The following is a 25,414-nucleotide window of genomic DNA, read 5'->3' as shown; positions in this document are numbered from 1 at the left end:
AACCTACTGAAAGATCACATCTAGGCAGCACATTCCAATCGCGACTCAGGCCCTCGGCACCGCAAGGTTCCGGGGGCTTTTTTTTGGTTTTTATCTGGACGGTTTTTTCGTGAACGCAGCACAAATGGTTTTGCAGAGTCTCGCGCAGCACGGGGTGGATACCGTGTTCGGCTATCCGGGCGGGTGCATCATGCCGCTCTACGATGCGCTGGTGGACGACGATCGGATATGCCACGTGCTCTGCCGCCACGAGCAGGCCTGTGCGCTGGCCGCCGACGGCTATGCGCGGGCCAGCGGGCGCGTGGGTGTGTGTATCGCCACGTCGGGCCCGGGCGCCACCAATCTGATCACTGGCGTGGCCAACGCCCATCGAGACTCGGTGCCGATGGTCGTGATCACCGGCCAGACGCCCGCCGCGCTGATGGGTACCGATGCATTTCAGGAAGTCGACGTGCTGGGCATGACGCTGGATATCGTCAAGCACAGCTACCTGGTGACCGACGCGAACACGCTGGCATCGACGCTCGATGACGCCTTCGAGCTGGCTGCATCGGGCCGAGCCGGGCCGGTCTGGCTCGATATCCCCAAGGACGTCCAGCTGGCCGAAGTGGACCCCGGCCACGCGCTGCCTTCAATAACGACGCGATCGGCCGAACCGGCCGTGGCACCACCGGCCCAGATCGATAAGGCACTCGCGCTGCTGCGTGCCGCCGAAAAGCCGCTGCTCTATAGCGGCGGCGGCGTGAGCCGGGCCAACGCCGAAGCTGAATTTCGGGCGTTTGCGGCCACCGCGGGGCTGCCGCACGTGAATACGCTCAACGGCATCGGCAATCCGGGCCGCGACGCGCCCGACCATCTGGGCATGCTGGGCCTGCACGGCTCGCAGGCCGCCAACCGGGCCGTGCACGACTGCGATCTGCTGCTGGTGGTGGGCGCTCGGCTGGATGATCGGGCAACCGGTCGTCTCGACGGGTTCGCGCCCGGGGCGCGCCTGGTTCATATCGATATCGACACGGCCGAATTCAACAAGCTGCGCCGAAGCGACGCGGTCGTGCGCGGCGATTTGAATACGATTCTCGCAGGCCTCACGCAGGCGCTCGATGCCCAGCCGCTGGCTATCGATGCCTGGCGCGGCCAATGCCGGCAATGGCGTACGCGACATGGTTTTGCCACGCCGCTGCCCGGCGACGCGATCAGCGGGCCGGCCTTCGTCAGGACGCTTTCGGACCGGGCACCGGCCGGTACGACCGTGGCCTGCGACGTTGGTCAGCATCAGATGTGGGTGGCCCAATACTTCGACTTCGAGGCGCCTCGCTGTCACTTGAGCAGCGGTGGGCTCGGCACCATGGGATACGGCTTGCCAGCCGCCATTGGCGCCCAGTTCGCCCACCCGCAACGTCCGGTCGTCAACGTGGCGGGCGACGGCTCGTTCCAGATGAATCTGCAGGAGCTGGCCACGCTCGGCCGCTATCGTCTGCCGGTAAGGATCGTGGTGCTCGACAACGCCTGTCTGGGCATGGTGCGCCAGCAGCAGGAGCTGTTCTACGCCAACCGCGAAAGCCAGATCGATCTCGACGACAACCCCGATTTCGTGGCGCTCGGCCGCGCTTTCGGCATCGCCGCCGAGTCGATCTGCCACGGCCGCGACATGGGCCCGGCCATCGACCGGCTCTTTGCCCACCGCGGCCCCTGTCTGCTGCATGTGGCCGTGGCCCGGGCAGACAACGTCTGGCCGACCGTACGTGCCGGCAGCGCCAATATCGACATGATCGACGCCGCGACCGTGGCCGGGCGCGAAAACACGATGTCCATTTCTCCAGCACAGGCCTAGTCCCATGCCGATGAACGATAGCCCGCTACATACCATCAACTGCCGGATGCAGCCCGAACCCGCGGCCCTGGAACGGGTGTTGCAGGTGGTGCGCAAACGCGGTTTCGCGATCGAGCGCTTCGGCGCCGAACATGAAGCGGGGCAGCTGCAAATCCGCCTGTCGTGTTCCGGTCGCCGTTGTCCGCACATGCTGCGCGCGCAATTGAACAAGCTCTGTGGGATGGAGTCGGTGTGTCTGACGCCTTCGGTGGCGACGGCCTCCAACGAACGATTGCCGGGCGCGCTGCAGGTTCAACCTGCGGTATGAAAGACCGCTCGGCGGCGTGATGTGGCAGGGCTTGTTGACGCGAACGAAATCGCCGCGCCGCGGGCCGTTTTTGTGCAAGACAACGCGCGGTGGGCGCGGTGTCGCTTTGCGAAATGGGCGCGCCGCAATGACCCATTGCACGCCTTGTCTGGCTTTCGTGTTGCCATGGCGCGGGTGGCAACCATGCCACCGCGGCGAATGCGTCCAGGGCCGCCTGCCGGTGAGCGGCGACAACCGTGGCAATGCGGATTGATCGCGAGCGGTTATCATCGCAGGGTTCGCGGCGCGCGGCCGATGGGTCGGCGCGGATTCTTCGATCAAATTCAAGGAGCATTTATGCCGGAACAGGGACTGGCCACGATCGATACCACGGTGCAACAGACCAACCGTTGGCTCGGCGCGATCATGGCGGAAATGGGCACCGACGATAAGCAGTTCGCCTTCCAGGCGCTGCGTTCCGTACTGACCACGCTGCGCGATCGCCTGCCGATTGATCTGGCGGCCAATCTCGGTGCACAGCTGCCGCTGCTGATCCGCGGCGTCTACTACGACGGCTACGTGCCGGCGGATACGCCCACCAAGTATCGTCGTGCGGCCGAGTGGAATGCGGCGGTGGCCGCTGCGGGCGACAATCTCGAGGGCGAGGACGTCGAGCGGGCATCGCGTGCGGTGCTCACCGTGCTGGAGTGCGAACTCGACAGCGGCCTGGTGACCAAGGTGGCACAGGAGCTGCCCGACGAGGTGCGTTCGGTGGTATCGCTGTAGGCGACGCTTTTAGCGGAACACCGCAGGGCCCGCCCGGGCCTGCGGTGGATGGGCGATTATGACGGGTCGAATCGCTGTTTGACTGTGGCAAAGTAGCGCCAGATCGCCACCAGCCGAGAGAGGGTTCGATGCCCGTTCAAGCCACGCCACACGTGCTCTATGGCGCGCCGCATTCGCTCTATACGGGCAAGGCGCGCTGCTATCTGCGCAATCAGGGCATCGCTTATATCGAGCGCCCCACATCGCATCCGGATTTCGCGGCTCGTATCGCGCCGGCGATCGGGCGTTCGATCATTCCGGTACTGGAGACGCCACAGGGCGATATCATCCAGGACAGTATCGATATCATCGATCATTGCGAGCGGGCCGGTACGCGATGGCCGGCCTATCCCGGTACGCCCCTGCAGCACGTAGTGGCCGTGATCATCGAATATTTCGGCGGCCAGGCGATGCTCAAGCATGCCATGCACTATCGTTGGTCCTATCTGGCCGAGCAGCGGGATTTCCTCTGGCATGCGTTCGTGAGCGGTTCCGGCGAGGCCGTGGCCGAGAAGGTGATGGGGCGGATGCATTCCTATCTGCCCATGCTCGGGGTCACCGATCGAACCATGCCCTTGATCGAGCGCTCGTTCGAGACCCTGCTGGATACGCTAGACGCCCATTTCGCGGTCATGCCCTATCTGCTCGGCTGGCGGCCGTCGATCGCGGATTACGGCTTGATCGCGCCTCTGTTCGCCCATCTGGGCCGCGATCCGGTGCCGGCGCAGATCATGAAAACACGCGCGCCACGGGTTTTTCGCTGGGTCGAGCGCATGAACGCGCCGGGCCTGGATCGGGTCGAGTACCCGGAACAGGAAGCGGTGCTGGTTGCCGACGATGCGATTCCGCCATCGCTGGAACCGTTTCTGGCCTATGTCGCCGAAGAGATCTTCCCCGAGCTCGACGACAAGCTCGCCTTCATCGACGACTGGATTGCAGAGCACAAACCGGGCGACGGCACGCCGGTGACCGACAAGCCGCATCGGCGCCAGCTCGGCACGGTGGCCACGCGTTATCGCGGCGCGCCCATCGACGTGGGCGTGGAGCCGTATCTGCTCTACGTGCTGCAGCGCGCCGCCGATACCATGGCCATCGTCAACGACGCCGCGTTGCAGCGCGTTCGGATGCGGCTCGAACAGCTCGGGCTGGCGCGGGCGGTGCCCTCAGGGCGTGGTTATCGCGTGGCGCGGGAACACAATATCGAAGTCTGGCGCTACGGCTGATCCGCGGGTTTGCACAGATCGGTGGCGGCCAGGGCCTGATGGATTTCGCCCTGGTGGAATTGCGCGCATAGCGGTGCGGCTTCGCGACGGGCTTCGGCGGACTGCCCCTGCAAGGCCAGACTCAGGGCGATGAACACGCGTACCTCGGGCTCGAAAGCATCGAGAAAGTCGTCGGCATGGGCCCGGTAGGCGGCCAGCGCGTCGCGAAACGCACGCTCGGCGTCGACATAGCGCTCGTCGATCAGCAGCCGCCGGCCCAGCGTGTAGTGGCCACGTGGATCCTCGGGATAGGCAGCGACGAGATTGGCTGCCTCGTCGGCGGACAGATCCGACCACCGATCCGGAATCGCATCGGCCGGGATGTACTCGACCACGTCGGCATAGCGCGGATAGTTCTTGGCTACCGCGGTGGCCGATCCGGCAAGCAAAAGCAGCGCCGCGCCGGCCACGAGCGCGGCCAGCGCCTGACCGGGCGGGGTCGCGCCATGACGGCGCCAGATCGCGCGCAGCAAAATGCCGATCAGCGTGCCGGCCAGCGCGCCGCCGAAGTGGGCGGCATAGTCGGTCGCGCCGCCGATAGCGTGGCTGGTCGCGCTCGGAATGAGCGACGGAATCAGCATGAACATCAGCCGCATCTGGACCTGCAGACGTTCGGCGTTGTCCACCAGCCGGAAACTGCAGATCAGGCCGGCCGCGAGCAGCGCCATGATGGCCCCCGAGGCGCCTACCACGACCATGCCCGGTGGGCCCAGGTACAGCGATAGCGCGGCGCCGGACGCACCGCCCAGCGCGAAGGTGGCCGCAAACCATGCCGAACCCATCAGCCGCTCGGCCGAGAAACCGGCCAGCAACAAGGCGACGAGATTGAACAGCAGATGCAGCAGGCCGCCATGCAGCATGATGGCACTGGCCAGGCGATACCACTCGCCGTTGCCGAACACGGCGGCGGGGTTCAGCCCGCCCAGTGCGAACAGGGTCTGGCTATCGAAGCCGGGTACGCCGTTGCCCGGTGGAATGGCAAACACGATCTGGAGGCCGTACACGGCGATGAGCGCAGCCGCTATCAAGAAGCTCAGCCAGGGCCAGCCCGGCGTCACCGCGCGCAGCCGCTGGCCGTCGGCATCGGGGCTGGCGGCCCGGCGCGGGCCCGCGAGCAAGCCCTTGAACCAGCGCCCCAGCCCCCAGCGCATCGGCGCCGGGGCATTGCTCCAGACCGAGGCGTTAGCGGTGCCGAGCGCCCAGGCGTTGAGCACACCCTTGGAAAATATCGAGCGGCGTTTGTAGGCCGCCAGACGCTGGCGCGTTGGTGTGTCGACCGCGCCGGCACGCACCTCGATCACATGCAGCTGGACCGGCATTCTCGAAAAGCCCATCCGGCCCGCGTAGCCACGGCAGGCATCGATGGCGTCACGCGCCTGTTCGACGGATAACCCGAAGGCATGCGTGGCATCCGCCTCGCAGTCGACAATACAAATCGCGCTGAACTGCATGCCGTCGTGTCGGATCAACAGGTAATCGCAGGCGGCTCGCGCGGGCTCGAGTTCGGCCACCGTCAGGTCGTGCGAATAGCCTTTCTGGGCAACCAGCTGACGGGCGAGATAGGCAGCAAACGGGCCCGTCTCGGGGGGCTGAGTCGTGTCGCAGTTGTGCACGGCGTCGTCCAAAGTCATCCAGTAGGTAGGGTGCCCGCGGCCAGCGTAGCTGGGGCCGGGCCGTGGGCGCACGCCGTTGTCCGCTGCCGAAACGGACTGCGTCCGGGTCAGCCCGCGGCCCGTTCGCGTAGTGTAGAGATATCAGCGATAGCCGTGCAGCCGTGCAGCCGAGCGGGGCTAGGGTCCGGCGCAACGACCCCTGTGCGGGAAACACCCAACGAATAACGATCGGTCGACGGCCAAGCCCCGGCAATCCGGCGCCATAGTCGATTTTCAGGGGCTCGCTTGCGTGGAATAACCACGCGCCGCTCGCGATGCCTTGTCTTGCCGCGGCTTGGCCGCCGATGCGCCGTATTATCTTATGACGACACGCCCTAGCGGCTGCGCGCCTTGGCCAGCAGACGCAGAATTTCCAGGTACAGCCAGATCAGCGTCACCAGCAAACCAAAGGCGCCATACCACTCCATATAGGCCGGCGCGCCGCGCTCGACGCCGGTTTCGATGAAGTCGAAGTCGAGCACCAGATTGAGAGCGGCGATGATCACGACCAGCAGGCTGAAGCCAATGCCCATCCAGCTGTTGTCGTGGATGAAGCCGATGGGCATGCCGAACAGGCGCATAACCAGATCGAAGAGATAGACCACGAAGATGCCGCCGGTGGCGGCGACCACGCCCAGCTTGAAATTCTCGGTCGCGCGGATCAGGCCCGAGCGATAGGCCATGAGCAGGGCGGCGAGGGTGGCAAACGTCAGGGTCGCCGCCTGCAGCGCGATGCCGGGGAACTCCATTTCCAGCAGCATGGAGAGCAGTCCGATCACCACGCCTTCGACGATGGCATACAAGGGCGCCAGAAACGGCGCCCAGTGTTTACGGAAGATGATGGCCAGCGCGATGACCAGCCCGCCGATCGAGGCACCCAGAATCCAGGGGCCGAGCGTGCCCATGGGCTGGTAGCTCGTCATCAGCATATCGAGGCCAACGCGCCAGCTCATGAAGGCGCTGGCGATGGTCAACAGCAGCAACAGCTCGGTTTTGTGGACCGTGCCGTTGAGCGTCATGCGCTCGCCGGTGCTCGGCAGCGCATCGAAGGTCTTTCGGGTCAGGGCCGGGTTGCCGGATGCCATGGGCACTCCATTGATGGTCATGCACGCGAAATGCGCGCCGGGGCCGGGCGGACGATGAGGGTTCCCCGGCGCTCGGGCCCTTGTCGCAGGTCGCCAAAGCGGGCTATGCAAGCGCGCCCGGCCGGGTTCGCGCCACATATTAATGTTTCGATGCGAGCACGTCCGCGATCGCTCGCACACGATTTGACCCGCGCGCAACTGCCTGGCGCGAAATGCATTGCTTGGGTCGACCCCTCGGCGACCCTTAAGGAAGCTCTGCATAACCTCTCGCGGTTCGCGTTCGAGTCCTCACAGACGGTGCGGCAAGGCGTCAAAGCGCAGCGCCTGCCGTATTGGCAGGTCAAGCTTGGCAACGCAGCCGCGGCGTCTGTGAGGCCGAACCCCTTGCGGGCCGCCGGCTTTGCGCGCGCTTGATCGGCGTCAGTGTTCGCTACCGTGCCACTTTTTTTTGCGCTTGGGCACGCTACGCTCTCACTTCCTTATCAATCACGCGCAAAGCACGCCGGCGCGACCGTGACAGGTTATGCAGAGCTTCCTTAAGTGAATTTATTGTGAAATAAAGGTTTTCGCTATCAACGTCGACTGACCCCGGTCGATAAAAAACCGGCGAACACAGAACGCGAAGCCATACACCGTGGGTAGATTGCACAGGGGCGCAGACATCGACATGGCGGTAACGGCCAGGTTTTCCGACAAGGCCAAGGGACATGATTTTCTTGCCGTACTCGCGCGGCATATCGACTACGCCTTTCAGCCGATCGCGAGCTTCAACAGCGGACGCTGCTACGGGGTCGAAGCGCTGATGCGGGGCTGGGCTGAGGCCGGGTTCGCCAGCATCGAAAGCGTGTTCGACCAGGCGTTCGAGCTCGGCTTGCTGCTCGAAGTCGATGCGCTGCTCAAGCAGATGGCGTTCGAGAAGTTCAGCCGCATACCGCACCATCGCGAGCTGCGCCTGTTCTTAAACATCGACAATCGCGTGTTCAGCGCGCCGGGCTACCGACCGGCCGCGACCGTGGCGATGCTCGAACGCTGCGGGCTGCGTCCCTCGTCGGTCGTGCTCGAGGTTTCCGAGCGCAAGGATATGGGCCGCGGTCAGGCCGCCTACGAGATCCTTCGGGCCTATCGCAGTCGCACCGTGCAGATTGCCCTCGACGACTTCGGCACGGGCTTTTCGGGGCTGGCGCTGCTATACGACGCGCACCCGGAGTACGTGAAGATCGACCGCTACTTTATCTGCGGTATCGGCAGCGACCACAAGAAGAAGGTGTTTCTGTCGCATGTTGTAAGCCTGGCCAAGACGCTGGGTATTCGTGTGGTTGCCGAAGGCGTGGAAACCGCGGCCGAGTTCTATACCTGCCGCGAGATCGGCTGCGACCTGGTACAGGGCTATCTCATCGAGCGACCCAGTCAGCGTGTCGAGCATATCCAACAGGTTTACGAGGTCGTGGCCGAGATGCGCCGCAAGGATCGCAGACGCGAGCGGCTCGAGTCGCGTTTCGTTTCGGACCAGCTCGATCATGCCCCGGCTATCGATGTCGGTATGCGCATGGAAGATATTTTCGAGTCGTTTCGCGTCAACCCGCAGCGCTCGTTCTTTCCGTTTCTCGGCGATAACCGGCAAGCCATCGGCGTGATCCGCGAAACCGAGCTCAAGGAATACATCTACTCGCCCTACGGACGCGATCTGCTGTCACGCAAGAAGGTCGGCGATCATCTCGATCTGTTCGTACGTCGCTGCCCGGTCGCCGATATCAACACGCCCATCGATATCATCCTGGAGCAGTACGCGGTCAGCCCCAGCCGCGACGGGGTCCTCATTACCGAAGACGGCCGCTATCGCGGCGTGCTCAGCGCGGAGGCGCTGGTGCTGGCCGTGCAGGAGCGCAACCTGGAACTCGCACGCGATCAGAACCCGCTCAGCGGGTTGCCGGGCAATCCCTCGATCGAACGTTTCATTGCCGAACAGCTGGCCGTGCCCACCACGCTTACGCTGATGTATTTCGATCTCGACAACTTCAAGGCGTTCAACGATGCCTACGGCTTTCGCATGGGCGACCGGGCGCTGCGCATGTTTGCCGACCTGCTGGGCAAGGCATTCGCCGCCTTCGATGGCCTGATCGGCCATATCGGCGGCGACGATTTCTTCGTCGGCCTGCGTGGCGACGCGGCCGGTGTCGGTGTCGAATCGGCGATGCGTGTGATCGCAGAATTTCGTTCAAGCGCGGAGTCGCTGTACAGCGACTCCGACCGCGAGGCGAGGCGTATCGTCGGTCATGATCGCAGCGGTCGGCGTGCGGAATTCCCCTTGCTCTCGGCCAGCTGTGCCGCGGTACGGCGCGCCGAGCATAGCGGCCCGCGCAGCGAGCACGCGCTCATGACGCTGATCACCCGGCTCAAGGAGGAAGCCAAGATCACCGGCAATACCGTCTGTGTCGCCAGCCTGCTCTAACGGCAACACCGGCATCGGCGCGCGCGGCCTGCCGATGTCCCGCTAGGTGGCCGCGTTCAGGGCCTGGTCCAGATCCGCGATCAGGTCGTCGATATGCTCGATGCCGACCGACAGCCGTACCATGTCGGGGGTGACGCCGGCGCTTTCGAGCTCGGCTTCGTTGAGCTGGCTGTGGGTGGTGGCGGCCGGCATGGCGGCACAGCTCTTGGCATCGCCGATATTGACCAGCCGTACGAACAGGCCGAGCGCATCGTAGAACTTCACCCCTGCGTCGAAGCCGCCCACGATCCCGAAGCTGAGAATGCCCGAGGCCTGGCCGTTCATGTATTTCTCGGCCAGGTGGTGATCGCGGTGGCTGGTCAGGCCAGCATAGCTGACCCAGGCCACCCGCGCGTGCGCATCCAGGTATTCGGCAATGCGCTGGGTGTTGAAGCACACGCGCTCCATGCGCAGGGCCAGGGTTTCCAGACCCTGCAGGAAGAGCCAGGCGTTCATCGCGCTCATCGCGCCGCCCATGTTGCGCAGGGGCACCACGCGGGCACGGGTGATGAAGGCGGCCTCGCCAACGTCCTTGGCATAGTTGATGCCGTGATACGACACGTCCGGTTCGGTCAGCAGCGAAAAACGCTCGGCGTGATCGAGCCAGGGAAAACGCCCGGAATCCACGATCAGCCCGCCGATGGTGGTGCCATGACCGCCGATATATTTGGTGGCCGAATGCACGACGATATCCGCACCGTGTTCGATGGGGCGCAGCAGCATGGGCGAGCAGACGGTGTTGTCGACCATCAGCGGTATGCCGTGGGCATGGGCGATTTCTGCCAGCCGCGCGATATCCGAGATGTTGCCCGACGGGTTGCCGATGGATTCGCAGTAAAGCGCCTTCGTGCGTTCGTCGATCAGGCCCGCCATGGCGTCGAGATCGTCCTTGTCGGCAAAGCGCACGGTAATACCCTGGCGCGGCAGCGTATGCGCGAACAGGTTGTAGGTGCCGCCATACAGTTCGCTGATCGACACGATATTGTCGCCCGCTTCGGCGATGGTCTGGATGGCCGCGGTGATCGCCGCCATGCCGGAGGCTAGTGCCAGCGCGCCCACGCCGCCTTCGAGTGCGGCCACGCGCTGTTCGAGCACGCCACAGGTGGGATTGGTGATCCGGCTGTAGATATTGCCCGCTTCCTTGAGATCGAACAGATCGGCCGCGTGCTGGGCGTTGTCGAAGGCAAAGGAGGTGGTCTGATGAATCGGCACGGCAACGGCGTGCTGTTCGTCCGGCGCATAGCCGGCGTGCAGGGCAATAGTTTCCGGTTTCATGATCGCGTCTCGACAGGCATGGGCTGAATTCAGCCCCGAGTATAGGGGCGTGATTCTCTCCTGTGCGCTTGCATTGTGGGCGACCGATCCGGCGCCACCGCACGGGCGTGGTCAGTCGCGTTCGGTCTCGCGGCATTGCTCGACGATGTCGCCCGGCCCGCCGTCGTTGCCGCGGGTAAACAGCGTGGCGTGGCGCTCGTCGTCCTCAGTCTGAATGAGCAGCTGTAGCTCGGTGCCGGCATAGCGCTGGCCGACCGGGCTGGGTGCGGCCTGCATTTCGATCAGGCGCGGGCCCATCTGCAGAATCGCCGTTTCGGGGCCGCGATAGGTCACGGTGAAGGGGCGTTCGCTTTTGCATTCGTAACGGGCCGTGTGTTCCTGCGGGCCGCTGGCACAGCCGGCGCCGACCAGTGCCGTTGCACAGAGTAGGAAAACGATAAAGCGACGATGCATGGCGAGCTCCGGCTGAAAGGGCGGTGTTATGGCAGGCCTTGCGGCCAACAGGCAATCGACGGGCGTGTGTCGGTCATGCGGCGCTATGGCGCGTGAGTGGCGCGTCGTAGGCCTGGCAGCGTACGCAATTGCGCCCGGCGTGCTTGCCGGCATAGAGGGCGACGTCCGCGCGTGTGATTGCAGCCTCCTGGGAATCGAGTTGATGCGGCGGCATGTCGGTGACGCCGAAGGTGAGCGTAACCGTTAACTGCACGTCGTTCTCGGGATCGATGCACACGTCCAGGTGGCTGACGGTTTGCCGCAGGTGTTCCGCGAGCTGCTCGGCCTTGTCGATAGGCGTACCCACCATGAGCACCAGAAATTCCTCGCCGCCCCAGCGCGCGACGTGGTCGGACTGGCGGGTCTTGCTCGCGAGCGTTTCGCTGACCACGCGCAGCACCTGATCGCCGACGTCGTGTCCATACCGGTCGTTGATACGCTTGAAATGGTCGATATCGCAGAGAATCACCGACATCGGATTACCCGAACGCCGTTGCGTGGCACATTCGAGATTCCAGATCTCGAGCATGCTGCGGCGATTGAGCAGGTGGGTGAGCGGGTCAGTGGTAGCCAGCTTGCGCAGCTTGTCTTCGGTACGCGTAATCAGGCCGAAGTAGAACGCCACGATCACCGCAAGAATGGTCAGATTGGCGATCAGGTTGGCGTAATGCAGGGCGTCCACGACCGACCGTGGCAATACATAGGCGGGCGCTGCGCCACGCGACAAGGCGTCGGTGACGACCATGAGCGCGATGACGAGGAAGATGGCGACGCCTTTCATCCGTTTGTCGCGGAAATAGGCCAGGGTGATCAGGGGGATGGTGAGCAAGGCGTAATAGTGAAAGCCCGAGTCCCAACCGATCAGATACGCGGCAAGTAGCGCATGGGCCTGAAATTCGAACACGAACAGGCCCAGCGCCAGGAAGCGGGTCCGAAGGCGCAGCATCAGCAGGCATATCAGCAGATACAACGCGCTGCTGCCGATATTGATGATGGCCAGCGGCTTGACGTCGAGCTCGTAGAAAAGCGCTACGAACAGAACGTGTGTGACGCCGGCCATGACCGAGGTGCGAAACAACAGTCGCCAGAACGAGCGTTCGACCTGGCGCGGCGCACCGTGCGCCTGGCCCAGCAGTTGGCTGCGATGCACGGATGTATTGAAGTTGCGGGCCGCCATGTCCGATTTCCTGAACGGCCCGAAAGCGACCGCCGATGTCGTGTCCGACACTATCGGCCGTGCGGATCAACGCTTGAAAGGCGGGTGCGGGCACCACGCTTGAGCTTCGCTGCAACAGGGCGTAGGCTCTTGCGATAGCTAAAGAGGCCTTGTACCGATGCGTTCAGAACAACACAACACGCTATCGATCACCCGCGGCGCGCCAGTGTGCGCGGCCCGCGCGTACTTTTACGGGTATTGGTTTAGCCGCTACGGCGTCTGATCCATCCCGGACAGGCGCCCGATTACGGGACGCCTGCCGACGAGTTTTTTAACCCCCGGTTGGCGTGCCAACCGGGGGTTTTTTCGTTCGGCCCCTTTTTATTTACGAACATCACGGAGTCATCCATGTATCCCGATATCCGCTACCGCGACTGGCTGTTTATCGACGGCGTCTACAACGCCGCGCCCGATTTCGAGCAATCCATGCCCTTGCGCAACGCGCATGTATTTCAAGGAAAAACCCATGACCGCCACCGCTGCCACGCTTGATCACGAGCGCCATAACCCGAGCCGAGCACGCCGCACCCTGGGGCTGAGCACGCCGGCGGCCCTGCGCCAGGCGCTGCCTGTATCCGCCGCGCTTGCGCATCGAATTCAGCAACACCGCAACGCGATTCGTGCCGTACTCGGCGGCCAAGACGATCGCCTGCTGGTGATAACCGGCCCCTGTTCACTGCATGACCCCGAGGCCGCGCTCGACTATGGCCGCCGGCTCGCCGCGCTGGCCGACGAAGTGGGCGATCGGCTGCTGATCGTCATGCGCGCCTACGTAGAAAAGCCGCGAACCACGGTCGGCTGGAAAGGCCTGCTGCATGACCCGCACCTCGACGAGAGCAACGACCTCGAAGCCGGGCTGCGCGTGTCGCGCCGGCTGCTGATCGAGCTGGCCGAACTGGGGTTGCCGATCGCCACGGAGATACTCAGCCCGGCAGTGGCCAACTATCTCGAAGACACCCTCAGCTGGGCTGCGATCGGTGCTCGTACCACCGAATCCCAGACCCATCGCGAGCTGGTCAGCGGTCTGGATATGCCGGTGGGCTTCAAAAACGGCACCGACGGCGAACTCGGTGCGGCCCTGGATGCGATCCAGGCGGCGTCATGCCCGCACCGTCATTTCGGCCTCGACGACAGCGGCCAGAGCGCTCTGGTGGCTACGACGGGTAACCCGGATGCACATCTGATCCTGCGCGGCGGACGCCAGGGCCCGAACTACGACGGCGCCAGCGTTCAGGCCGCCGCCCGTGCCCTGGTCGATGCCGGCAACAATTCGCGCCTGATCGTGGACTGCAGCCACGCCAACAGCGGCAAGGATGCGCTACGCCAGCCCGAAGTTGCAGAGCAGGTGCTGGCCCAGCGCCGAGAGGGGGCGCAGACGATTGCCGGGCTAATGCTCGAAAGCCATCTGGAAACCGGCAAGCAGCCGCTAGGCCCGGCGCTGCGCTATGGCGTGTCGGTCACCGATGCCTGTCTGGGCTGGGCGCCCACCGCAGCGCTGCTGCGTCGGTTGGCCCGCAGGTGATAGACGCCGCGCGACTCGATGTCGCGCGGTATCTCGTCGCCTAGAAGTAGTCCAGGTCGAGTAGCCGTACGGCCAGGTTGCGGGGCGCGTTCGGCGGCAGGGGGGTCGCGGCGCTTTGACGGCTGCCTCGAACCGGCATGGGCGTGCCTGGCACAGGCGATGAAACAGGTTTGTTGCGGGACGGCATGACGACGATCCTGCCTCGTTCGAGGCTTGCTAAGACGGCGGCGCCTTGTGTGCGCGGCCGTTTTTTCTAAAGGTTCTCGACCCACGGGCGCCGTGTGCATGCGCGCACTCCAGGCCCGGCATGAGCGTGGTCATGCAACGCTGCTAACGGCCGCGAGACGGCAAGACTTGAACCGTTGTCATGCCGCTGCTCGGCGTGCCCGGTACGCTAGAGGGGTTCGCAAGGTCGCCCGGGCTACGTCGGCTGCGCATTCATCGCCGCCGAACGGGGTGGGGCAATAGCCTGCGTCGTGCTTCGCGTTCGGCGCGGCGGGCTCGGGCAGCGAGCCCTGATGTCATTACCAAAGGCTGTATGGCTATGAATATCGGCCCCTATCGATTTTCGCCGCCCTGGTGGGGCGTGCTGCTGTTCGGCGTTGGCGCGCTTGTTTTCTGTTCGCTCGGGATCTGGCAGATCGAACGCGCCCACTACAAGGCGCGATTGCTTGCCGCGCAGACCTCGGCCGAGGCGGCGGCGCCGGCGGATATCGACACATTGGGCGGCGCGGCACCGATACAGGGGCGCACGTATTACGCGAGCGGCGTGTTCGAGGCCGACCGCCAGATTCTGTTGGCCGATCAGGTGCATGCCTCCAAGGTGGGCTACCGGGTATGGACTCCGCTGCGCCTGGACAACGGCGCGCGGCTGCTGGTCGATCGCGGCTGGGTGGCACGCTCGCCTGCCGATGCCGGCCTGCCGAATCCGTCCGCCCCGAGTCAACGCGTACGCATCGAGGGCGTATGGCATCCGCTGCCGGCGCCGGCGCTGAACTGGGGCGGGGCGCAGGCCTGCGACAAGACCGGCTGGCCGCGGGTTCTGAGCTATCCCAAGATCGCCGATGTGCGTTGTCAGTACGACGACGGACGGGTGCTCGACGGTCTGCTGTTGCTGGATCCCAACGTGCCGTACGGCTTCGTACGCGACTGGGCGGATGAAAAGGACAGGGTCGGCCTGCGTCCATTCGGCCACTATGCCTATGCCTCGCAGTGGTTTCTCATGGCGCTGGTGGCCGGCGTGATCCTCGTGGTGGTGAATCTGCGGCGCCGCTGATGGCAGCCGCGTGTGCGTTGCCGGAGCGCGCACGCATCGATAGGCTCGCCGGCTGCGTTCGCATCTCGAGTTTACTGCCATGCCCCTGAGCCCGGAACAACAACAGACCCTGCGCGATATCGCCGGGCGTATCGACGGCATCGACCGCGCCGTTTATGCGCGCTTCGACAAGGATCCCTTGGAGCCGATCATCGGCCTGGGCGATGCCGATACACGAATCGGCTTTTTCGGCCGTGACCCGGGGACCGACGAGGTCAAATACGGCGAACCGTTCATCGGCGCCGGTGGTCAGCTGGTACGCAAGACGGTGTATCAGCATCTTCACGGCGTGCCGCTGCCGGATTTCGACACCTCGCGGGCGCTGGGCGACGATTTTTTCTGGATCAACACGGTGCCGTACAAGCCGGTCGGCAACAAAGCCTGGTCGATGAAGATCAAACGGCTTTTTCAGCCCACCATGATTTCCTTGCTGGTCGAGGCCTGGCAGGGGCGATCCTTGATTACGCTCGGACGCGAGGCGTTTCTGTGGTTCGGTATCGGCCAATCGAAGGACGAGCGGGCCCGCATCGAGGCATTCTGGGCACGCGAGGACCGCTTCGAAAGCGCCATCGAAGTCGAACTCACGAGTCCGACCGGGCGCAAGGCCCTATTCGATATTCGCCCGCTGCCGCACCCGTCGCCCTTGAATGCGACCTGGTACAAACGCTTTCCCGACCTGCTGCGCCTGCGCCTGGAGCAACTGGACGCCCGCCTCGACAATCTGCGCCGCTGAACGACCGTCAGGCGGCCAAGCGGTGCTTCAGTAACCGGGCGGCCGCTGTCCCAGTCGGCGTTGCCATACACGACTGGCGACGCCGCGGCCGGCGACCCTCGCAAAGGCCACGCAGAAGCCGCTCAGGGCGGCCCAGGCCAGAATCCGCGGCCAGCCGGGATCCTGATCCTCGATATTGACCGGCGGCTCTTCCGAGAGCGTATGGCGCCAGGCCGACGCCACGCCGCGGCGTGCGAGCATGCCGGCCGCAATCGCGGTACCCGCGCCGAGGGCAAGCCAGAGAGTTCGTTCGCGATTCATGAGTCGTCAATGCCGGCAAAACGGGCCAGCGGTTCAAAGCCATGCCCGATCCTATCGCACAACGGCGCCCGAGGTGTCTTGAACTCGGCAACGCCGGCCTGCGCTTGGCGGCATGCCCCGGCACAAGGCCGGATTGCGTGTTTTCAAGCCAATACGATTTCGGCCGATAAGTTCACCGTCATTCAAATAGTGGATTCGAACCCGTATGACCGACACACAATGGGCAAGGGTCATGGCCGACATGGAGTATCTGCAACAGATGCTGCACGGCGCCTTGGCTTCGCCGCTGGTTTGGGTACCGATGGCGCTCTGCGTTGTGGCCGGCGCGGTGTTTGCCCTGCGCTGGTTCAACGAACGCCATAGCTATACACGGGTAGGCCGCAACGCTTCGCTGGCCTGTCTTGCACTCGGTTGCGCGATCGTGGCGGTGGGTACCTGGTCGCATGCCGATACTGCGGTAGACGCAGAATTGCCCGCTGCGCGTGTCAGCAACGACGCCCAAGGTGCCGTTACCGGCGGGCAAGGCTAGGCGGAACACGACGGGTTGTCTGGCGGTACCGTAGCCGTCGCCACTCCAGCCGTAATGTTGCGACCTATTAAATTGTATGCAGTTATTTCAGAACGTATATTAAACGTCCGGCGGTATATTATATCCTGGTAATTCTGCACCGTCGGTCGTTGGCTGTGTCAGCCTGGCCGGTTTTATCTCCGCGCGTTATTCCAATGCGGGATCGTGGAACTGAAGAGTACCCCAAGTCATGCAGGTTCCTAGCGTCCTCGATTGCTGCGATACGGTGCATCCGGACCCGCTCGGTCTGGTTCGTCGAAGCACCCAGCGCCTGCATGCTTTCGTCGAGCACGGTACGCCCATGGCGCGCCTGGTCGCGCCCGACTGCACGCTCGGAGACTATTGCGCCGTACTACGCCCGCTGACGCGCATCTATACAGCGCTTGACCGTAAGCTGACCGCGGGTCAGTGCTGGCGCCCCCGTACCGTTGCCCCTTACCGGCGACGTTCGCCTCTGCTGCAGCTTGAAACGGAGCGCTGGTGCGATGTCGCCGCGAAGGCGCCGGCCCACGCGCCGAAGTTGGATGGGGTAGCAGCCTATCTTGGCGTTCGATATGTCATCGACGGAGCCCAGTTCGGACATCGGGTCATTGCCGCCTCGTTGGCGCGTTCGCCCGCGGCGGTGGTGGTCGCACAGCGGCCGGGTTTCTGGTCCACTTCGTTCGTATCGCCCGCCGAGTGGCGGCGTTTATGCGCGGCGTTGCGCTGCCTGGGTTCGCGTGACGAGGCGGCGGCGGCTGCCCGCGCTGCGCGACAGACCTTCGAACTTTTCTCTTGCGAGTTGCAGCCACGTTTGCCGAGGTCGGCATGAACCCCTCGGTGGTCGCCGACTGTAAAGAGGGCGATCTGCATCTGATCGGCGCGTTGCAGCCGCTGGGTGCTCTCGTGGCGGTGCATATCGACACCGGCCGGGTGAACTACTGTTCGGCTAATATTGCGGAATGGCTCGGCGATACGCCGGATGCGGTGCTCGGTCGTTCGGCGCCGGCGGTGTTCGGCGCGGCCTGGCCAGAACTCGAAAGACTGGCCGAAGGCGCAGGCAGCAACCGTATCGGCCAGATCGAACTCGCCGCACCGGTCACGGCCGTGGCCCATCGTCGCGGTGAGTATTACGTGCTGGAGTTCGAGCCGGCTGCTATCCCTGCGCCCGACTGGTGGGACGAAGCGGCGCGTATCGACTTCATCAATCGTCTGTCGCACGCCTACACGCCCAAAGACGTGGCGGGCGTGCTCACCGCGACCATTGCCGACTGCACCGGCTACGACCGCGTCATGGTCTATCGTTTTCTCGAGGACTGGGACGGCGAGGTCATAGACCAGTGCTGCAAGCCCGGCGTGGAGGGGTTTCTGGGGCTGCGCTTCCCTGCCCACGATATTCCGGCAAACGCACGGCGTCTGTATACGCTCAACTGGCAGCGCATTATCGCTGACACGGAAAGCACCAACGTCGAGCTTTATGCCGCGGCCGATATCCACGAGCCGCTGGATCTGACCTTTGCCATGCTGCGTGCCGTACATCCGGTGCACATCCAGTATCTGCGCAATATGGGCATTCGCGGTTCTTTCAGCGTGTCGCTGCTGGTCGAAGGTCAGCTCTGGGGACTGGTGACCTGCCACGACTACTCGGGCAAGGCGCTCAACAGCGTTGAACGGCTGGCGTTCGAGGAGATGGCACGGCTGGCCTGCCTGCATCTGACCAATATCTGTCGTCTTGAAACCGAGTCGCTGCGTTCGGTGTTGCGCGAGCGGCTGGCGGTGATGAGCCGGGCGCTCGATCCGGCCGCCGAGCAGCCCAAGCAGCTGCTGGTGGGCCAGCTCGCCGGGTTGCAGAACATGCTCGAAGCCGATGGCGTGCGCTTGCGCTGGGGCAGCGAGGAATACTGTCAGGGCGAGCTGCCGAACGCAGACGGCCTGGCCGCGCTCGACGACTGGTTGCTTCAGACCAAACCCGGTGTCAGTTCGCATTTTGACGAACTGCCAAAACCGCTGCGCCACCACGATACGCTGCGCTTCAACGCGGCCGGTGTGCTAAACCTGCATATCAGTCCGAAATGCGAGCTGCTCGCGGTACGCAAGGAGCAGATTCAAAAGGTTACCTGGGCGGGCAAGCAGGCGTCGCCCGATGCCGATCCGCCGCCGGCGTTGACCCCGCGCAGTTCCTTCCAGGCCTGGGCACAGAACGTGCGTTACCGTGCCAAGCGCTGGGGCGAGGCGACGCTGGAAATAGCCGAAGAGCTGCGCGATGCGCTGGACGAATACCGTCAGGCCGCGCGACACAAGGAACTGGCCTATCTCGATCCGTTGACTGGCCTTGCCAACCGCTATGCGTTCGAACAGGCCATGTCCGATCGCATCAGCCACTGTCGCCGTAGCGGCGAGCGGTTCGCGTTGCATATGCTGGATCTCGACCGCTTCAAGCCGATCAACGATACCTATGGCCACGTCGCCGGCGACGAGTTGCTGAAGAAAGTGGGCGAGCGCATGAAAACGGTCGCCCGCCGCGAGGACATCGTCGCCCGACTCGGGGGCGACGAGTTCGCGATCATCGAATGGCATGTGGCGCACGACGAGGATGCCGAAGCTCAGGCGAAGCGTATCGTCGAGGTCATCAACGAACCGGTCACGTTCGGCGAGCATCGACTCGATATTTCCGCGAGCATGGGCACGGCCATATTTCCCACCAACGCGCAAGACGCCACCGGGCTTGTCGAGTACGCCGACCGGGCTCTTTATCTCGTCAAGGCAGGCCAGCGAAGACGGGCGTAGCCAATGCCGGGGTCGGGCAGCCCGATTCCGCGCCCATGCCGGTTGCCGTTGCGTTATCGAACGCCGTTGAGACTGAGCCGATCCCGCCGGCTCAGCCGCTAGGGTCCTCCGGCTTGCCAAGCAGGCCGCGTGCTTGATCGTAGGACAGCCCGTGGATGCCGGCGCGTTTCATCGAATGGGATAGCGAATAGGCCAGCGCGAACGCCGACGCACGCCGGTAGAAATCGAAGCCGCGTTCGTAGATCGGTAACACATCCTCGATTCGCGTCGCCGATCGCAGCCGCTGCTCGAAGTCGCGACGCTTTGCCTCGAGTTCGTCCAGGAAGACCGTATCGTTCCTGGCCTCGTCGCTGAGCGCGAGTGTCCAGGTCATGTCGGCCTGGAGCATACAGTCGCCGATAAAACGCCCGGCGACCGCCTCGCCAAGCATGCGCGGCGGCGTAAGACTCAGCCAGTAGCCGGATGCGTCGCGCCGATAGAGAAAATAGCGCTGGCCAGGTACCGGCTTGAAACGGAAGCGGCTCTCGAGCACGAACAGCGACGTAAATAGCTCGGCGCTGACCTGATCCACCGGCTTGGCCGGCAGCGTAGCGGCCAGGTCACGATGCGCATCGAGGGTGTTGAGTACCAGCGATCCGCCCTTGCCCTGGGGATTGGGATTCTTGGCCATGATTCGAACCGGCTGTAACAGTGCAGGTTATGCAGAACTTCCTTAACAGAACGACCCGGACAGAATACGACCCAGACGCGCGGCGAGTTGCAATATCATCACGCCGCCCGTACATCCACCGCACAGACTTTGCCATGCCGCGATGCGGCGAGGGTTTTGCGATGACGTCATCCACTCAGGGTTTGCACCATATCACCGCCATATGCGGCGACCCGGCCGAAAACCGGCAATTCTTCGTCGACGTGCTTGGGCTGCGCCTGGTCAAGAAGACGGTCAATTTCGACGACCCGGGCACTTATCATCTGTACTACGGCGACGAGCTGGGCCGTCCCGGAAGCGCGCTGACCTTCTTCGCATTTGCCGGCGCACCCCGAGGCCAGCCCGGTCTGGGCGCGGCGCTCGAGATTGCCTTCGCCGTGCCGGCCCATGCGATGGATTTCTGGCAGATGCGGCTGGCCGATCACGGTATCCAGACGCGTCGCGAACGCCGCCTTGGCGAACAGGCGCTCTGCTTCGAGGGCCCGCACGGCAACAGGCTGGCTCTGGTGGCCTGCGACTGGGCGGCTCGCATGCCGGCGTGGGCCGGCGCGCCGGTTGCAGACGAATACGCCATTCGCGGCTTTCACGGGGTTACGCTCGCGCTCGCGGAGCTCGAACCGAGCGCGGCCGTGCTCGAACAGGTCCTGGGTTTTCAGCGCATAGCGCACGAAGGCGATCGCCTGCGCCTGCGGGCCGCGGACGGCGACGGGCCCGGTTCGGTGGTGGATCTACATATCGACCCCGCGTTTGCCTCGGCGCGTGAGGGCGTGGGCAGTATTCATCATGTGGCGTTTCGTGCCCGCGATACGGCGCACCAGCTCGAGCTGCGTGAACGGCTCGCCGGCCACGGGCTGCATGCAACGCCCCAGATCGATCGGCAGTATTTTCAGTCGGTCTATTTTCGCGAGCCCGGCGGCGTGTTGTTCGAGATTGCCACCGACGGGCCGGGATTCACCGTGGACGAGCCGGCGCATGAGCTCGGCAGCTCGCTTAAGCTTCCGCCGCAGTACGAGCCGCGCCGCGAGCTCATCGAAAAAGCCTTGCTGGATTTCTAAACGCTAATGCCAATCGCCGCGTTGCTGCGCAAAATCGTGCCGGACAACGCGCGTGGCGCCGGCCCTGGTTATTCCACAGCCAAGCCGCGCAACGCCGTATGGCAGGACTTTGGGCGCAACCCGCGCGGCCGCCGCACGTGTTGCACGGTCGGTTCGAATAGCCGCACGACAGGCCGCGCTGGCCCGGCGGTCATGCATTGACTAGAGTGCGCGATATTTGCCCTATATTTTCAACGGATGCCCGTATGAGCGACCCCACACTCGCGGATATGCTGCTCGCACAGCCGCATTTTGATGGCCTGGTGGCCGACGGCCAGCGGCTCGTCGAAACCGAAATCGATCGCAAGGGGATGACCGTACGCACGGCGGTGCGCATGGTTAAAAAGATCAAGCCCGAGATCGTGCAGCGCACGGTGCGCGAGCTCATGCCGCAGTTCCTCGCCGAGCTCGAGCCTTGCCATGCCGAGTTCAAGGCCACCGATGGCAGTGATTTTGGCGCCTATCTGGCAGCGCGCGATGAGCGCGTGGCCGAAGCCGTACTGCAGGTGGCCGATCGCCGGGCCGAACGTATCGGGAGCCGGCCAATACGCTCGGCCTATGCGCGCATGCGTGCCCGCGCGATCACGGAGGTGCGATCGGCGGTGCCGGCGCTGGCCCGCATCATCGAAAAACACCGTCGCGAGGCGCTGGCGGATTGAAGCCGAGGATTGATCGGCCGCGATGCCGCGGCGCTATTCGCCGCAGTGATCGGCGACCTGGCGTGCAAGCACCTGCTGGACGCCGTTATCGGCAATCCATGTGGCGAGGTCGTCCGGGGCAAGCGGGCGGCTGAACAGAAAGCCCTGGGCCTGCTCGCAGCCCCATTGCGACATCATCGCCAGCGTGGTCCGGTTTTCGATCCCCTCGGCAACCAGCTCGTAGCCCAGATCGTGGGCGAGATTGACGATCGCACGCGTGAGTGTCTGCCCGCGCGTGTCGAATTCGAGGTTCTGTACGAAACGGCGATCGATCTTCACCCGGCTGGCGTTGAGCTTTTGCAGATACGACAGGTTGCAGTAGCCGGTTCCGAAGTCGTCGATTGCCGTGGATACACCGAGCATGTGCAGATGCCGCAATTTGGGCAGGCTGGCATCGAGATCGTCGATGAGCGTACTTTCGGTGAATTCCAACTCCAGGTTTTCGCCCGGCAAGTCGTGGCGTCGTAGACGCTGGGCGACCCGTTCCACGATATGGTCGTCGGCCAGATCGTGAGCCGACAGATTAACGGCTACGCGCAGATCAAGGCCCATGTTGCGCCAGCGCGCGCATTGAGACATGGCCGCGTCGAGCACCCAGTCGGTCAAGCGCTGAATGAGCGCGGTCTTTTCGGCCGCTTCGACGAGTTCCACCGGGGACACAAAGCCAAGCGTCGGATGTTGCCAGCGTAGCAGTGCTTCGACACCGACACAGCTGCGGGTGCGCAGGTCGATCTGGGGCTGATACACCAGATACAGCTGTTCCTGCGACGCCAGCGCGGCCGGCAGCTCGGTGAGCAGCTGGAGCTTGCGCTGGCGCAACACGTCGCTGTCGGGTTTGTAGAACGTCCAGCAACGACAGTGCTGCCAGGCATCGTCGGCGGCCACCGAGGCCTGGCGCAGCAGTTCTTCCGCGCCGGCGCTGTCGTGTTCGCGCAGCATCGTGACGCCGAGCTTCACGCTGGGCCGAAGCAGCAACCCCACACGCGAATCGAAGGGCTCACGCAGCGCCGCAACGAGCGCATCGAGCCGGCGCTGAACGCCCATGCCGAGCTGCTCCTTCATCAAGAAACCGAATCGATACAGGCCGATACGATAGAGTGCGCGATGCGCGCCGATCTTGTTGGATAGGCGGTCGACGCATTCGACGATGAAACGTTCGGTCTGGTCGTGGCCCATGACCAGCGTCAGTTCGTGCATCTGCTTGGGCACGGTGATATCCGCGATACCGATCAGGCGCATCTGCAGGTTGCCTTCGGCCGGCGGTTTGGCCAGTTCCTGTTCAAGCACGCTCAGCATGCGCTGGCGCGTGAAGATGCCGGTGCTGGGATCGCGATAGCTCGGGTCGCTCGCCGCCGGCAGACAGCGCTCCAGAAACGTGGCTAGTTGCCGCAGCAGATTGATTTCGCGTTCGCCGATATCCGGTCGTGGCGCGCTATCCAGCACGCAAAGCGCGCCCACGTTGTAGCCCTCGAACGTCAGCGGTATGCCCGCATAGAAACGGATGAACGGCGACCCGATAACGTACGGGTTGTGGGCGAAACGCGGATCCTTAAGCGTATCGTGGACTACAAACGCCTCGTCGCTGGCGATGGTATACGAACAGAACGAATGCTCGCGTTCGACGCGATAGTCGGCGTTGCGCGTGGACGATTTGAACCACTGGTGGCGTGCGCCGACGATGGTCACGCTGGCGCTCGTCGTGTCCAGAAGCTGGCGCGCCAGTTCGGTGATCTGCCCGAACATCGGCTCGTAGGCGTCCTGAAACCACGGCGTACGATCGAGCGCGGCAAGGCGCTCGCTTTCGTGCTCGAGTTGGGGGCGCGAATCGATCATTCGATACTTATGTGGGCGAAAGCAGCGGCTTAGTCGCGGTTAGAGTTCGCAGAGGGGCTGCCGCAGCGTTTCACGGGCCTCAACTTTCATTAATCGGCCCCGATGCACGCAGCTTAAGGCGCAGACGGGTATCGCCGATTGTTCCTGCCGGCCAGGCGCCGCCGTACGCGGCGAATCGCACCGCAAGAATCTGCAGGCGCAGATCGCTTTTGTTGGATAGGCTTCGGGGTAGCCCGTGGTGCGACCTTCATTCCAGCCAGGAGCGTATGGTGAAACAGGATGATCGCGTGATGCAGGACAGCCGGCGCTGGCAGGCGGTCAGCACAAACAACGCCGCCGCCGATGGCGCTTTCCTCTACGGCGTACGTACCACCGGCATTTATTGTCGACCAAGCTGTCGATCGCGCACGCCGCGCCGCGAGAACGTGTGCTATTTCGAGGATTCGGCAGCGGCCCTCGCGGCCGGTTTTCGGCCCTGCAAGCGGTGTCGGCCGGATCGTGTGCAGGGCAGCGACAGCGTTGACGCACGCGTGATCAAGGCCTGTCGCTATATCGCGGCGCGTCAGGACCCGCCGCGCCTAGACGAGATCGCGGCGGCGGTGTGCCTGACGCCGTTTCATTTTCAGCGGCTTTTCAAACGTGAGCTCGGCGTTACCCCGGCCGCCTATGCGAACGCCGAGCGCCGTCGACGTCTGCACGCCCATCTGGCGGCCGGCGAAACGGTGACCTCTTCCGCGCTCGCGGCCGGCTATGGGTCCGCCGAGCATTTGCATGCCCAGTCACAGTCAGCGCTGGGCATGACGCCGGGGGCATTCCGCGCCGGTGCGCCGGATCAGGTCATCCGCTTCGCGCTGGGTGAATGCTGTCTGGGTACCGTGCTGGTGGCCGGCAGTGAACGCGGTATCTGTGCCATCAGCCTCGGGGATACGCCGGAACAGCTGCTCAGCGAACTCGAGGCGCGCTTTGGACAGGCGCGGCTGATTGGTGACGACAGCATGTTCGCTAGCTATGTCGCGCAGGTGGTCGGGTTCGTCACCGCGCCCGGGTCCCAGCTCGCTCGGCTGCCCCTGGATATTCGTGGCACGGTGTTTCAGCAGCGGGTATGGCAGGCGTTAATGCATATTCCGCCCGGCCAGACGACCAGCTATGCCGAGATCGCAGCCCGACTCGGCTCGCCGCGCGCGGTACGGGCGGTCGCCGGCGCCTGTGCGGCCAATAAGCTGGCGCTCGCCATTCCCTGCCATCGCGTGGTGCGCAGCGACGGCGGCCTGTCCGGGTACCGCTGGGGCATCGAGCGCAAGCGTCGGCTAATCGACGCCGAAGCCCATTGCGCCGGCGCTTCTGACGGCGACTAGCCCGCGCGCCGCCGGACTCGCTTGCCTGAGGTTCACGGAACGGCCCGACGAGTATCGATCCGGCGCCCGAAGCGCCGAGCTGGCGGGCGGTTTTCGTGCCGGATCAATA

Annotated in this window: 23 protein-coding genes; 15 read left to right on the top strand and 8 right to left on the bottom strand. The window is 64.1% G+C overall.

Going from position 1 to position 25,414, the window contains the following annotated elements; all coding sequences use genetic code 11:
* Positions 1 to 109: 109 nt before the first annotated feature.
* From ilvG to C84B14_RS12560, 4 genes are all read left to right on the top strand, one after another.
* Positions 110 to 1,831: an acetolactate synthase 2 catalytic subunit gene (ilvG, locus tag C84B14_RS12575; protein WP_353224552.1), complete on the top strand. Its 1,722-nt coding sequence runs from the start codon at positions 110 to 112 to the stop codon at positions 1,829 to 1,831.
* Between the two features lie 4 nt (positions 1,832 to 1,835).
* Complete coding sequence (locus tag C84B14_RS12570; protein ID WP_353224550.1) at positions 1,836 to 2,138, top strand: ACT domain-containing protein; 303 nt, start codon at positions 1,836 to 1,838, stop codon at positions 2,136 to 2,138.
* 336 nt (positions 2,139 to 2,474) lie between these two features.
* On the top strand, positions 2,475 to 2,903 hold the full coding sequence (locus C84B14_RS12565) for a DUF2267 domain-containing protein (protein ID WP_348767859.1): 429 nt from the start codon (positions 2,475 to 2,477) through the stop codon (positions 2,901 to 2,903).
* Between the two features lie 128 nt (positions 2,904 to 3,031).
* A complete protein-coding gene (locus C84B14_RS12560; protein ID WP_348767860.1) occupies positions 3,032 to 4,165 on the top strand; it encodes a glutathione S-transferase N-terminal domain-containing protein in 1,134 nt (377 codons plus the stop codon).
* On the opposite strand, the gene C84B14_RS12555 is transcribed toward C84B14_RS12560, so the two are convergent.
* Both C84B14_RS12555 and C84B14_RS12550 read right to left on the bottom strand, forming a co-directional pair.
* Complete coding sequence (locus C84B14_RS12555; RefSeq protein ID WP_353224548.1) at positions 4,156 to 5,829, bottom strand: rhomboid family intramembrane serine protease; 1,674 nt, start codon at positions 5,827 to 5,829, stop codon at positions 4,156 to 4,158. The genes C84B14_RS12560 and C84B14_RS12555 overlap by 10 nt on opposite strands.
* 362 nt (positions 5,830 to 6,191) lie before the next feature.
* Positions 6,192 to 6,941 carry a Bax inhibitor-1/YccA family protein gene (locus C84B14_RS12550; protein WP_353224546.1) on the bottom strand — a complete coding sequence of 250 codons (750 nt, stop codon included), beginning with the start codon at positions 6,939 to 6,941 and terminating at the stop codon, positions 6,192 to 6,194.
* A 667-nt stretch (positions 6,942 to 7,608) separates the two neighbouring features.
* Here C84B14_RS12550 and C84B14_RS12545 point away from each other — a divergent pair.
* The gene (locus C84B14_RS12545; RefSeq protein ID WP_353224544.1) at positions 7,609 to 9,390 is read left to right on the top strand and encodes a bifunctional diguanylate cyclase/phosphodiesterase; all 1,782 of its coding nucleotides are present in this window, start codon (positions 7,609 to 7,611) and stop codon (positions 9,388 to 9,390) included.
* 42 nt (positions 9,391 to 9,432) lie between these two features.
* Here the strand turns inward: C84B14_RS12545 and C84B14_RS12540 are convergent, their stop codons facing one another.
* The 3 genes from C84B14_RS12540 to C84B14_RS12530 form a co-directional block, all read right to left on the bottom strand.
* On the bottom strand, positions 9,433 to 10,704 hold the full coding sequence (locus tag C84B14_RS12540; protein ID WP_353224542.1) for an O-acetylhomoserine aminocarboxypropyltransferase/cysteine synthase family protein: 1,272 nt from the start codon (positions 10,702 to 10,704) through the stop codon (positions 9,433 to 9,435).
* 111 nt (positions 10,705 to 10,815) lie between these two features.
* Positions 10,816 to 11,157, bottom strand: coding sequence for an MliC family protein (locus tag C84B14_RS12535; RefSeq protein ID WP_353224540.1), 342 nt, complete (start codon positions 11,155 to 11,157; stop codon positions 10,816 to 10,818).
* Between the two features lie 73 nt (positions 11,158 to 11,230).
* Positions 11,231 to 12,373 carry a GGDEF domain-containing protein gene (locus C84B14_RS12530; protein ID WP_353224538.1) on the bottom strand — a complete coding sequence of 381 codons (1,143 nt, stop codon included), beginning with the start codon at positions 12,371 to 12,373 and terminating at the stop codon, positions 11,231 to 11,233.
* A gap of 387 nt (positions 12,374 to 12,760) precedes the next feature.
* On the opposite strand from C84B14_RS12530, the gene C84B14_RS12525 reads away from it, so the two are divergent.
* The 4 genes from C84B14_RS12525 (at position 12,761) to C84B14_RS12510 (ending at position 15,982) form a co-directional block, all read left to right on the top strand.
* Positions 12,761 to 12,904 (top strand): hypothetical protein, encoded by a 144-nt coding sequence (locus C84B14_RS12525; RefSeq protein WP_348765437.1) that lies wholly within the window; start codon positions 12,761 to 12,763, stop codon positions 12,902 to 12,904.
* On the top strand, positions 12,879 to 13,934 hold the full coding sequence (locus C84B14_RS12520; RefSeq protein ID WP_353224536.1) for a 3-deoxy-7-phosphoheptulonate synthase: 1,056 nt from the start codon (positions 12,879 to 12,881) through the stop codon (positions 13,932 to 13,934). The genes C84B14_RS12525 and C84B14_RS12520 overlap by 26 nt, the downstream gene beginning before the upstream one ends.
* Positions 13,935 to 14,478: 544 nt before the next feature.
* Positions 14,479 to 15,210, top strand: coding sequence for an SURF1 family protein (locus tag C84B14_RS12515; protein ID WP_353224534.1), 732 nt, complete (start codon positions 14,479 to 14,481; stop codon positions 15,208 to 15,210).
* A gap of 79 nt (positions 15,211 to 15,289) precedes the next feature.
* Positions 15,290 to 15,982, top strand: a complete 693-nt coding sequence (locus C84B14_RS12510; protein WP_353224532.1) for a uracil-DNA glycosylase family protein — start codon at positions 15,290 to 15,292, stop codon at positions 15,980 to 15,982.
* A gap of 27 nt (positions 15,983 to 16,009) precedes the next feature.
* On the opposite strand, the gene C84B14_RS12505 is transcribed toward C84B14_RS12510, so the two are convergent.
* Positions 16,010 to 16,282 (bottom strand): DUF4235 domain-containing protein, encoded by a 273-nt coding sequence (locus tag C84B14_RS12505; protein ID WP_353224530.1) that lies wholly within the window; start codon positions 16,280 to 16,282, stop codon positions 16,010 to 16,012.
* Between the two features lie 205 nt (positions 16,283 to 16,487).
* On the opposite strand from C84B14_RS12505, the gene C84B14_RS12500 reads away from it, so the two are divergent.
* The 3 genes from C84B14_RS12500 (at position 16,488) to C84B14_RS12490 (ending at position 19,616) form a co-directional block, all read left to right on the top strand.
* The gene (locus C84B14_RS12500; RefSeq protein WP_353224528.1) at positions 16,488 to 16,811 is read left to right on the top strand and encodes a hypothetical protein; all 324 of its coding nucleotides are present in this window, start codon (positions 16,488 to 16,490) and stop codon (positions 16,809 to 16,811) included.
* A gap of 229 nt (positions 16,812 to 17,040) precedes the next feature.
* The gene (locus C84B14_RS12495; RefSeq protein WP_353224526.1) at positions 17,041 to 17,661 is read left to right on the top strand and encodes a heme oxygenase-like domain-containing protein; all 621 of its coding nucleotides are present in this window, start codon (positions 17,041 to 17,043) and stop codon (positions 17,659 to 17,661) included.
* Complete coding sequence (locus tag C84B14_RS12490; RefSeq protein WP_353224524.1) at positions 17,625 to 19,616, top strand: diguanylate cyclase domain-containing protein; 1,992 nt, start codon at positions 17,625 to 17,627, stop codon at positions 19,614 to 19,616. The genes C84B14_RS12495 and C84B14_RS12490 overlap by 37 nt, the downstream gene beginning before the upstream one ends.
* A 91-nt stretch (positions 19,617 to 19,707) precedes the next feature.
* Here the strand turns inward: C84B14_RS12490 and C84B14_RS12485 are convergent, their stop codons facing one another.
* Positions 19,708 to 20,286 (bottom strand): DUF2452 domain-containing protein, encoded by a 579-nt coding sequence (locus C84B14_RS12485; protein ID WP_353224522.1) that lies wholly within the window; start codon positions 20,284 to 20,286, stop codon positions 19,708 to 19,710.
* A 161-nt stretch (positions 20,287 to 20,447) separates the two neighbouring features.
* Between C84B14_RS12485 and C84B14_RS12480 the strand changes: the two genes are divergently transcribed.
* Positions 20,448 to 21,380 (top strand): ring-cleaving dioxygenase, encoded by a 933-nt coding sequence (locus tag C84B14_RS12480; protein WP_353224520.1) that lies wholly within the window; start codon positions 20,448 to 20,450, stop codon positions 21,378 to 21,380.
* A 245-nt stretch (positions 21,381 to 21,625) separates the two neighbouring features.
* Entirely contained in the window at positions 21,626 to 22,078 is a 453-nt protein-coding gene (locus C84B14_RS12475; RefSeq protein ID WP_353224518.1) for a DUF6918 family protein, read from the top strand.
* Between the two features lie 33 nt (positions 22,079 to 22,111).
* Here C84B14_RS12475 and C84B14_RS12470 read toward each other — a convergent pair whose 3' ends face one another.
* Positions 22,112 to 23,950 carry a sensor domain-containing phosphodiesterase gene (locus C84B14_RS12470; RefSeq protein WP_353224516.1) on the bottom strand — a complete coding sequence of 613 codons (1,839 nt, stop codon included), beginning with the start codon at positions 23,948 to 23,950 and terminating at the stop codon, positions 22,112 to 22,114.
* Positions 23,951 to 24,216: 266 nt separating this feature from the next.
* Between C84B14_RS12470 and ada the strand changes: the two genes are divergently transcribed.
* A complete protein-coding gene (ada, locus tag C84B14_RS12465; RefSeq protein ID WP_502949907.1) occupies positions 24,217 to 25,305 on the top strand; it encodes a bifunctional DNA-binding transcriptional regulator/O6-methylguanine-DNA methyltransferase Ada in 1,089 nt (362 codons plus the stop codon).
* The last annotated feature ends 109 nt before the right edge of the window (positions 25,306 to 25,414 follow it).

It is taken from the genome of Salinisphaera sp. C84B14, from assembly GCF_040361435.1.
Taxonomy (GTDB): Bacteria; Pseudomonadota; Gammaproteobacteria; order Nevskiales; family Salinisphaeraceae; genus Salinisphaera.
Note: the sequence above shows the minus strand (reverse complement) of the source record. Positions and strands in the feature narration are given on the sequence as shown.

What these genes read in the sequence shown, in the direction of transcription:
- C84B14_RS12475 (WP_353224518.1), top strand. Translation starts at nt 21,626, where the DNA reads ATGAGCGACCCCACACTCGCGGATATGCTGCTCGCACAGCCGCATTTT.
- C84B14_RS12530 (WP_353224538.1), bottom strand. Translation starts at nt 12,373, where the DNA reads ATGGCGGCCCGCAACTTCAATACATCCGTGCATCGCAGCCAACTGCTG.
- C84B14_RS12480 (WP_353224520.1), top strand. Translation starts at nt 20,448, where the DNA reads ATGACGTCATCCACTCAGGGTTTGCACCATATCACCGCCATATGCGGC.
- C84B14_RS12560 (WP_348767860.1), top strand. Translation starts at nt 3,032, where the DNA reads ATGCCCGTTCAAGCCACGCCACACGTGCTCTATGGCGCGCCGCATTCG.
- C84B14_RS12565 (WP_348767859.1), top strand. Translation starts at nt 2,475, where the DNA reads ATGCCGGAACAGGGACTGGCCACGATCGATACCACGGTGCAACAGACC.
- C84B14_RS12570 (WP_353224550.1), top strand. Translation starts at nt 1,836, where the DNA reads ATGCCGATGAACGATAGCCCGCTACATACCATCAACTGCCGGATGCAG.
- C84B14_RS12550 (WP_353224546.1), bottom strand. Translation starts at nt 6,941, where the DNA reads ATGGCATCCGGCAACCCGGCCCTGACCCGAAAGACCTTCGATGCGCTG.
- C84B14_RS12520 (WP_353224536.1), top strand. Translation starts at nt 12,879, where the DNA reads ATGACCGCCACCGCTGCCACGCTTGATCACGAGCGCCATAACCCGAGC.
- C84B14_RS12515 (WP_353224534.1), top strand. Translation starts at nt 14,479, where the DNA reads ATGAATATCGGCCCCTATCGATTTTCGCCGCCCTGGTGGGGCGTGCTG.
- C84B14_RS12470 (WP_353224516.1), bottom strand. Translation starts at nt 23,950, where the DNA reads ATGATCGATTCGCGCCCCCAACTCGAGCACGAAAGCGAGCGCCTTGCC.
- C84B14_RS12545 (WP_353224544.1), top strand. Translation starts at nt 7,609, where the DNA reads ATGGCGGTAACGGCCAGGTTTTCCGACAAGGCCAAGGGACATGATTTT.
- C84B14_RS12485 (WP_353224522.1), bottom strand. Translation starts at nt 20,286, where the DNA reads ATGGCCAAGAATCCCAATCCCCAGGGCAAGGGCGGATCGCTGGTACTC.
- C84B14_RS12505 (WP_353224530.1), bottom strand. Translation starts at nt 16,282, where the DNA reads ATGAATCGCGAACGAACTCTCTGGCTTGCCCTCGGCGCGGGTACCGCG.
- ada (WP_502949907.1), top strand. Translation starts at nt 24,217, where the DNA reads ATGGTGAAACAGGATGATCGCGTGATGCAGGACAGCCGGCGCTGGCAG.
- C84B14_RS12510 (WP_353224532.1), top strand. Translation starts at nt 15,290, where the DNA reads ATGCCCCTGAGCCCGGAACAACAACAGACCCTGCGCGATATCGCCGGG.
- C84B14_RS12540 (WP_353224542.1), bottom strand. Translation starts at nt 10,704, where the DNA reads ATGAAACCGGAAACTATTGCCCTGCACGCCGGCTATGCGCCGGACGAA.
- C84B14_RS12500 (WP_353224528.1), top strand. Translation starts at nt 16,488, where the DNA reads ATGACCGACACACAATGGGCAAGGGTCATGGCCGACATGGAGTATCTG.
- C84B14_RS12495 (WP_353224526.1), top strand. Translation starts at nt 17,041, where the DNA reads ATGCAGGTTCCTAGCGTCCTCGATTGCTGCGATACGGTGCATCCGGAC.
- C84B14_RS12535 (WP_353224540.1), bottom strand. Translation starts at nt 11,157, where the DNA reads ATGCATCGTCGCTTTATCGTTTTCCTACTCTGTGCAACGGCACTGGTC.
- C84B14_RS12525 (WP_348765437.1), top strand. Translation starts at nt 12,761, where the DNA reads ATGTATCCCGATATCCGCTACCGCGACTGGCTGTTTATCGACGGCGTC.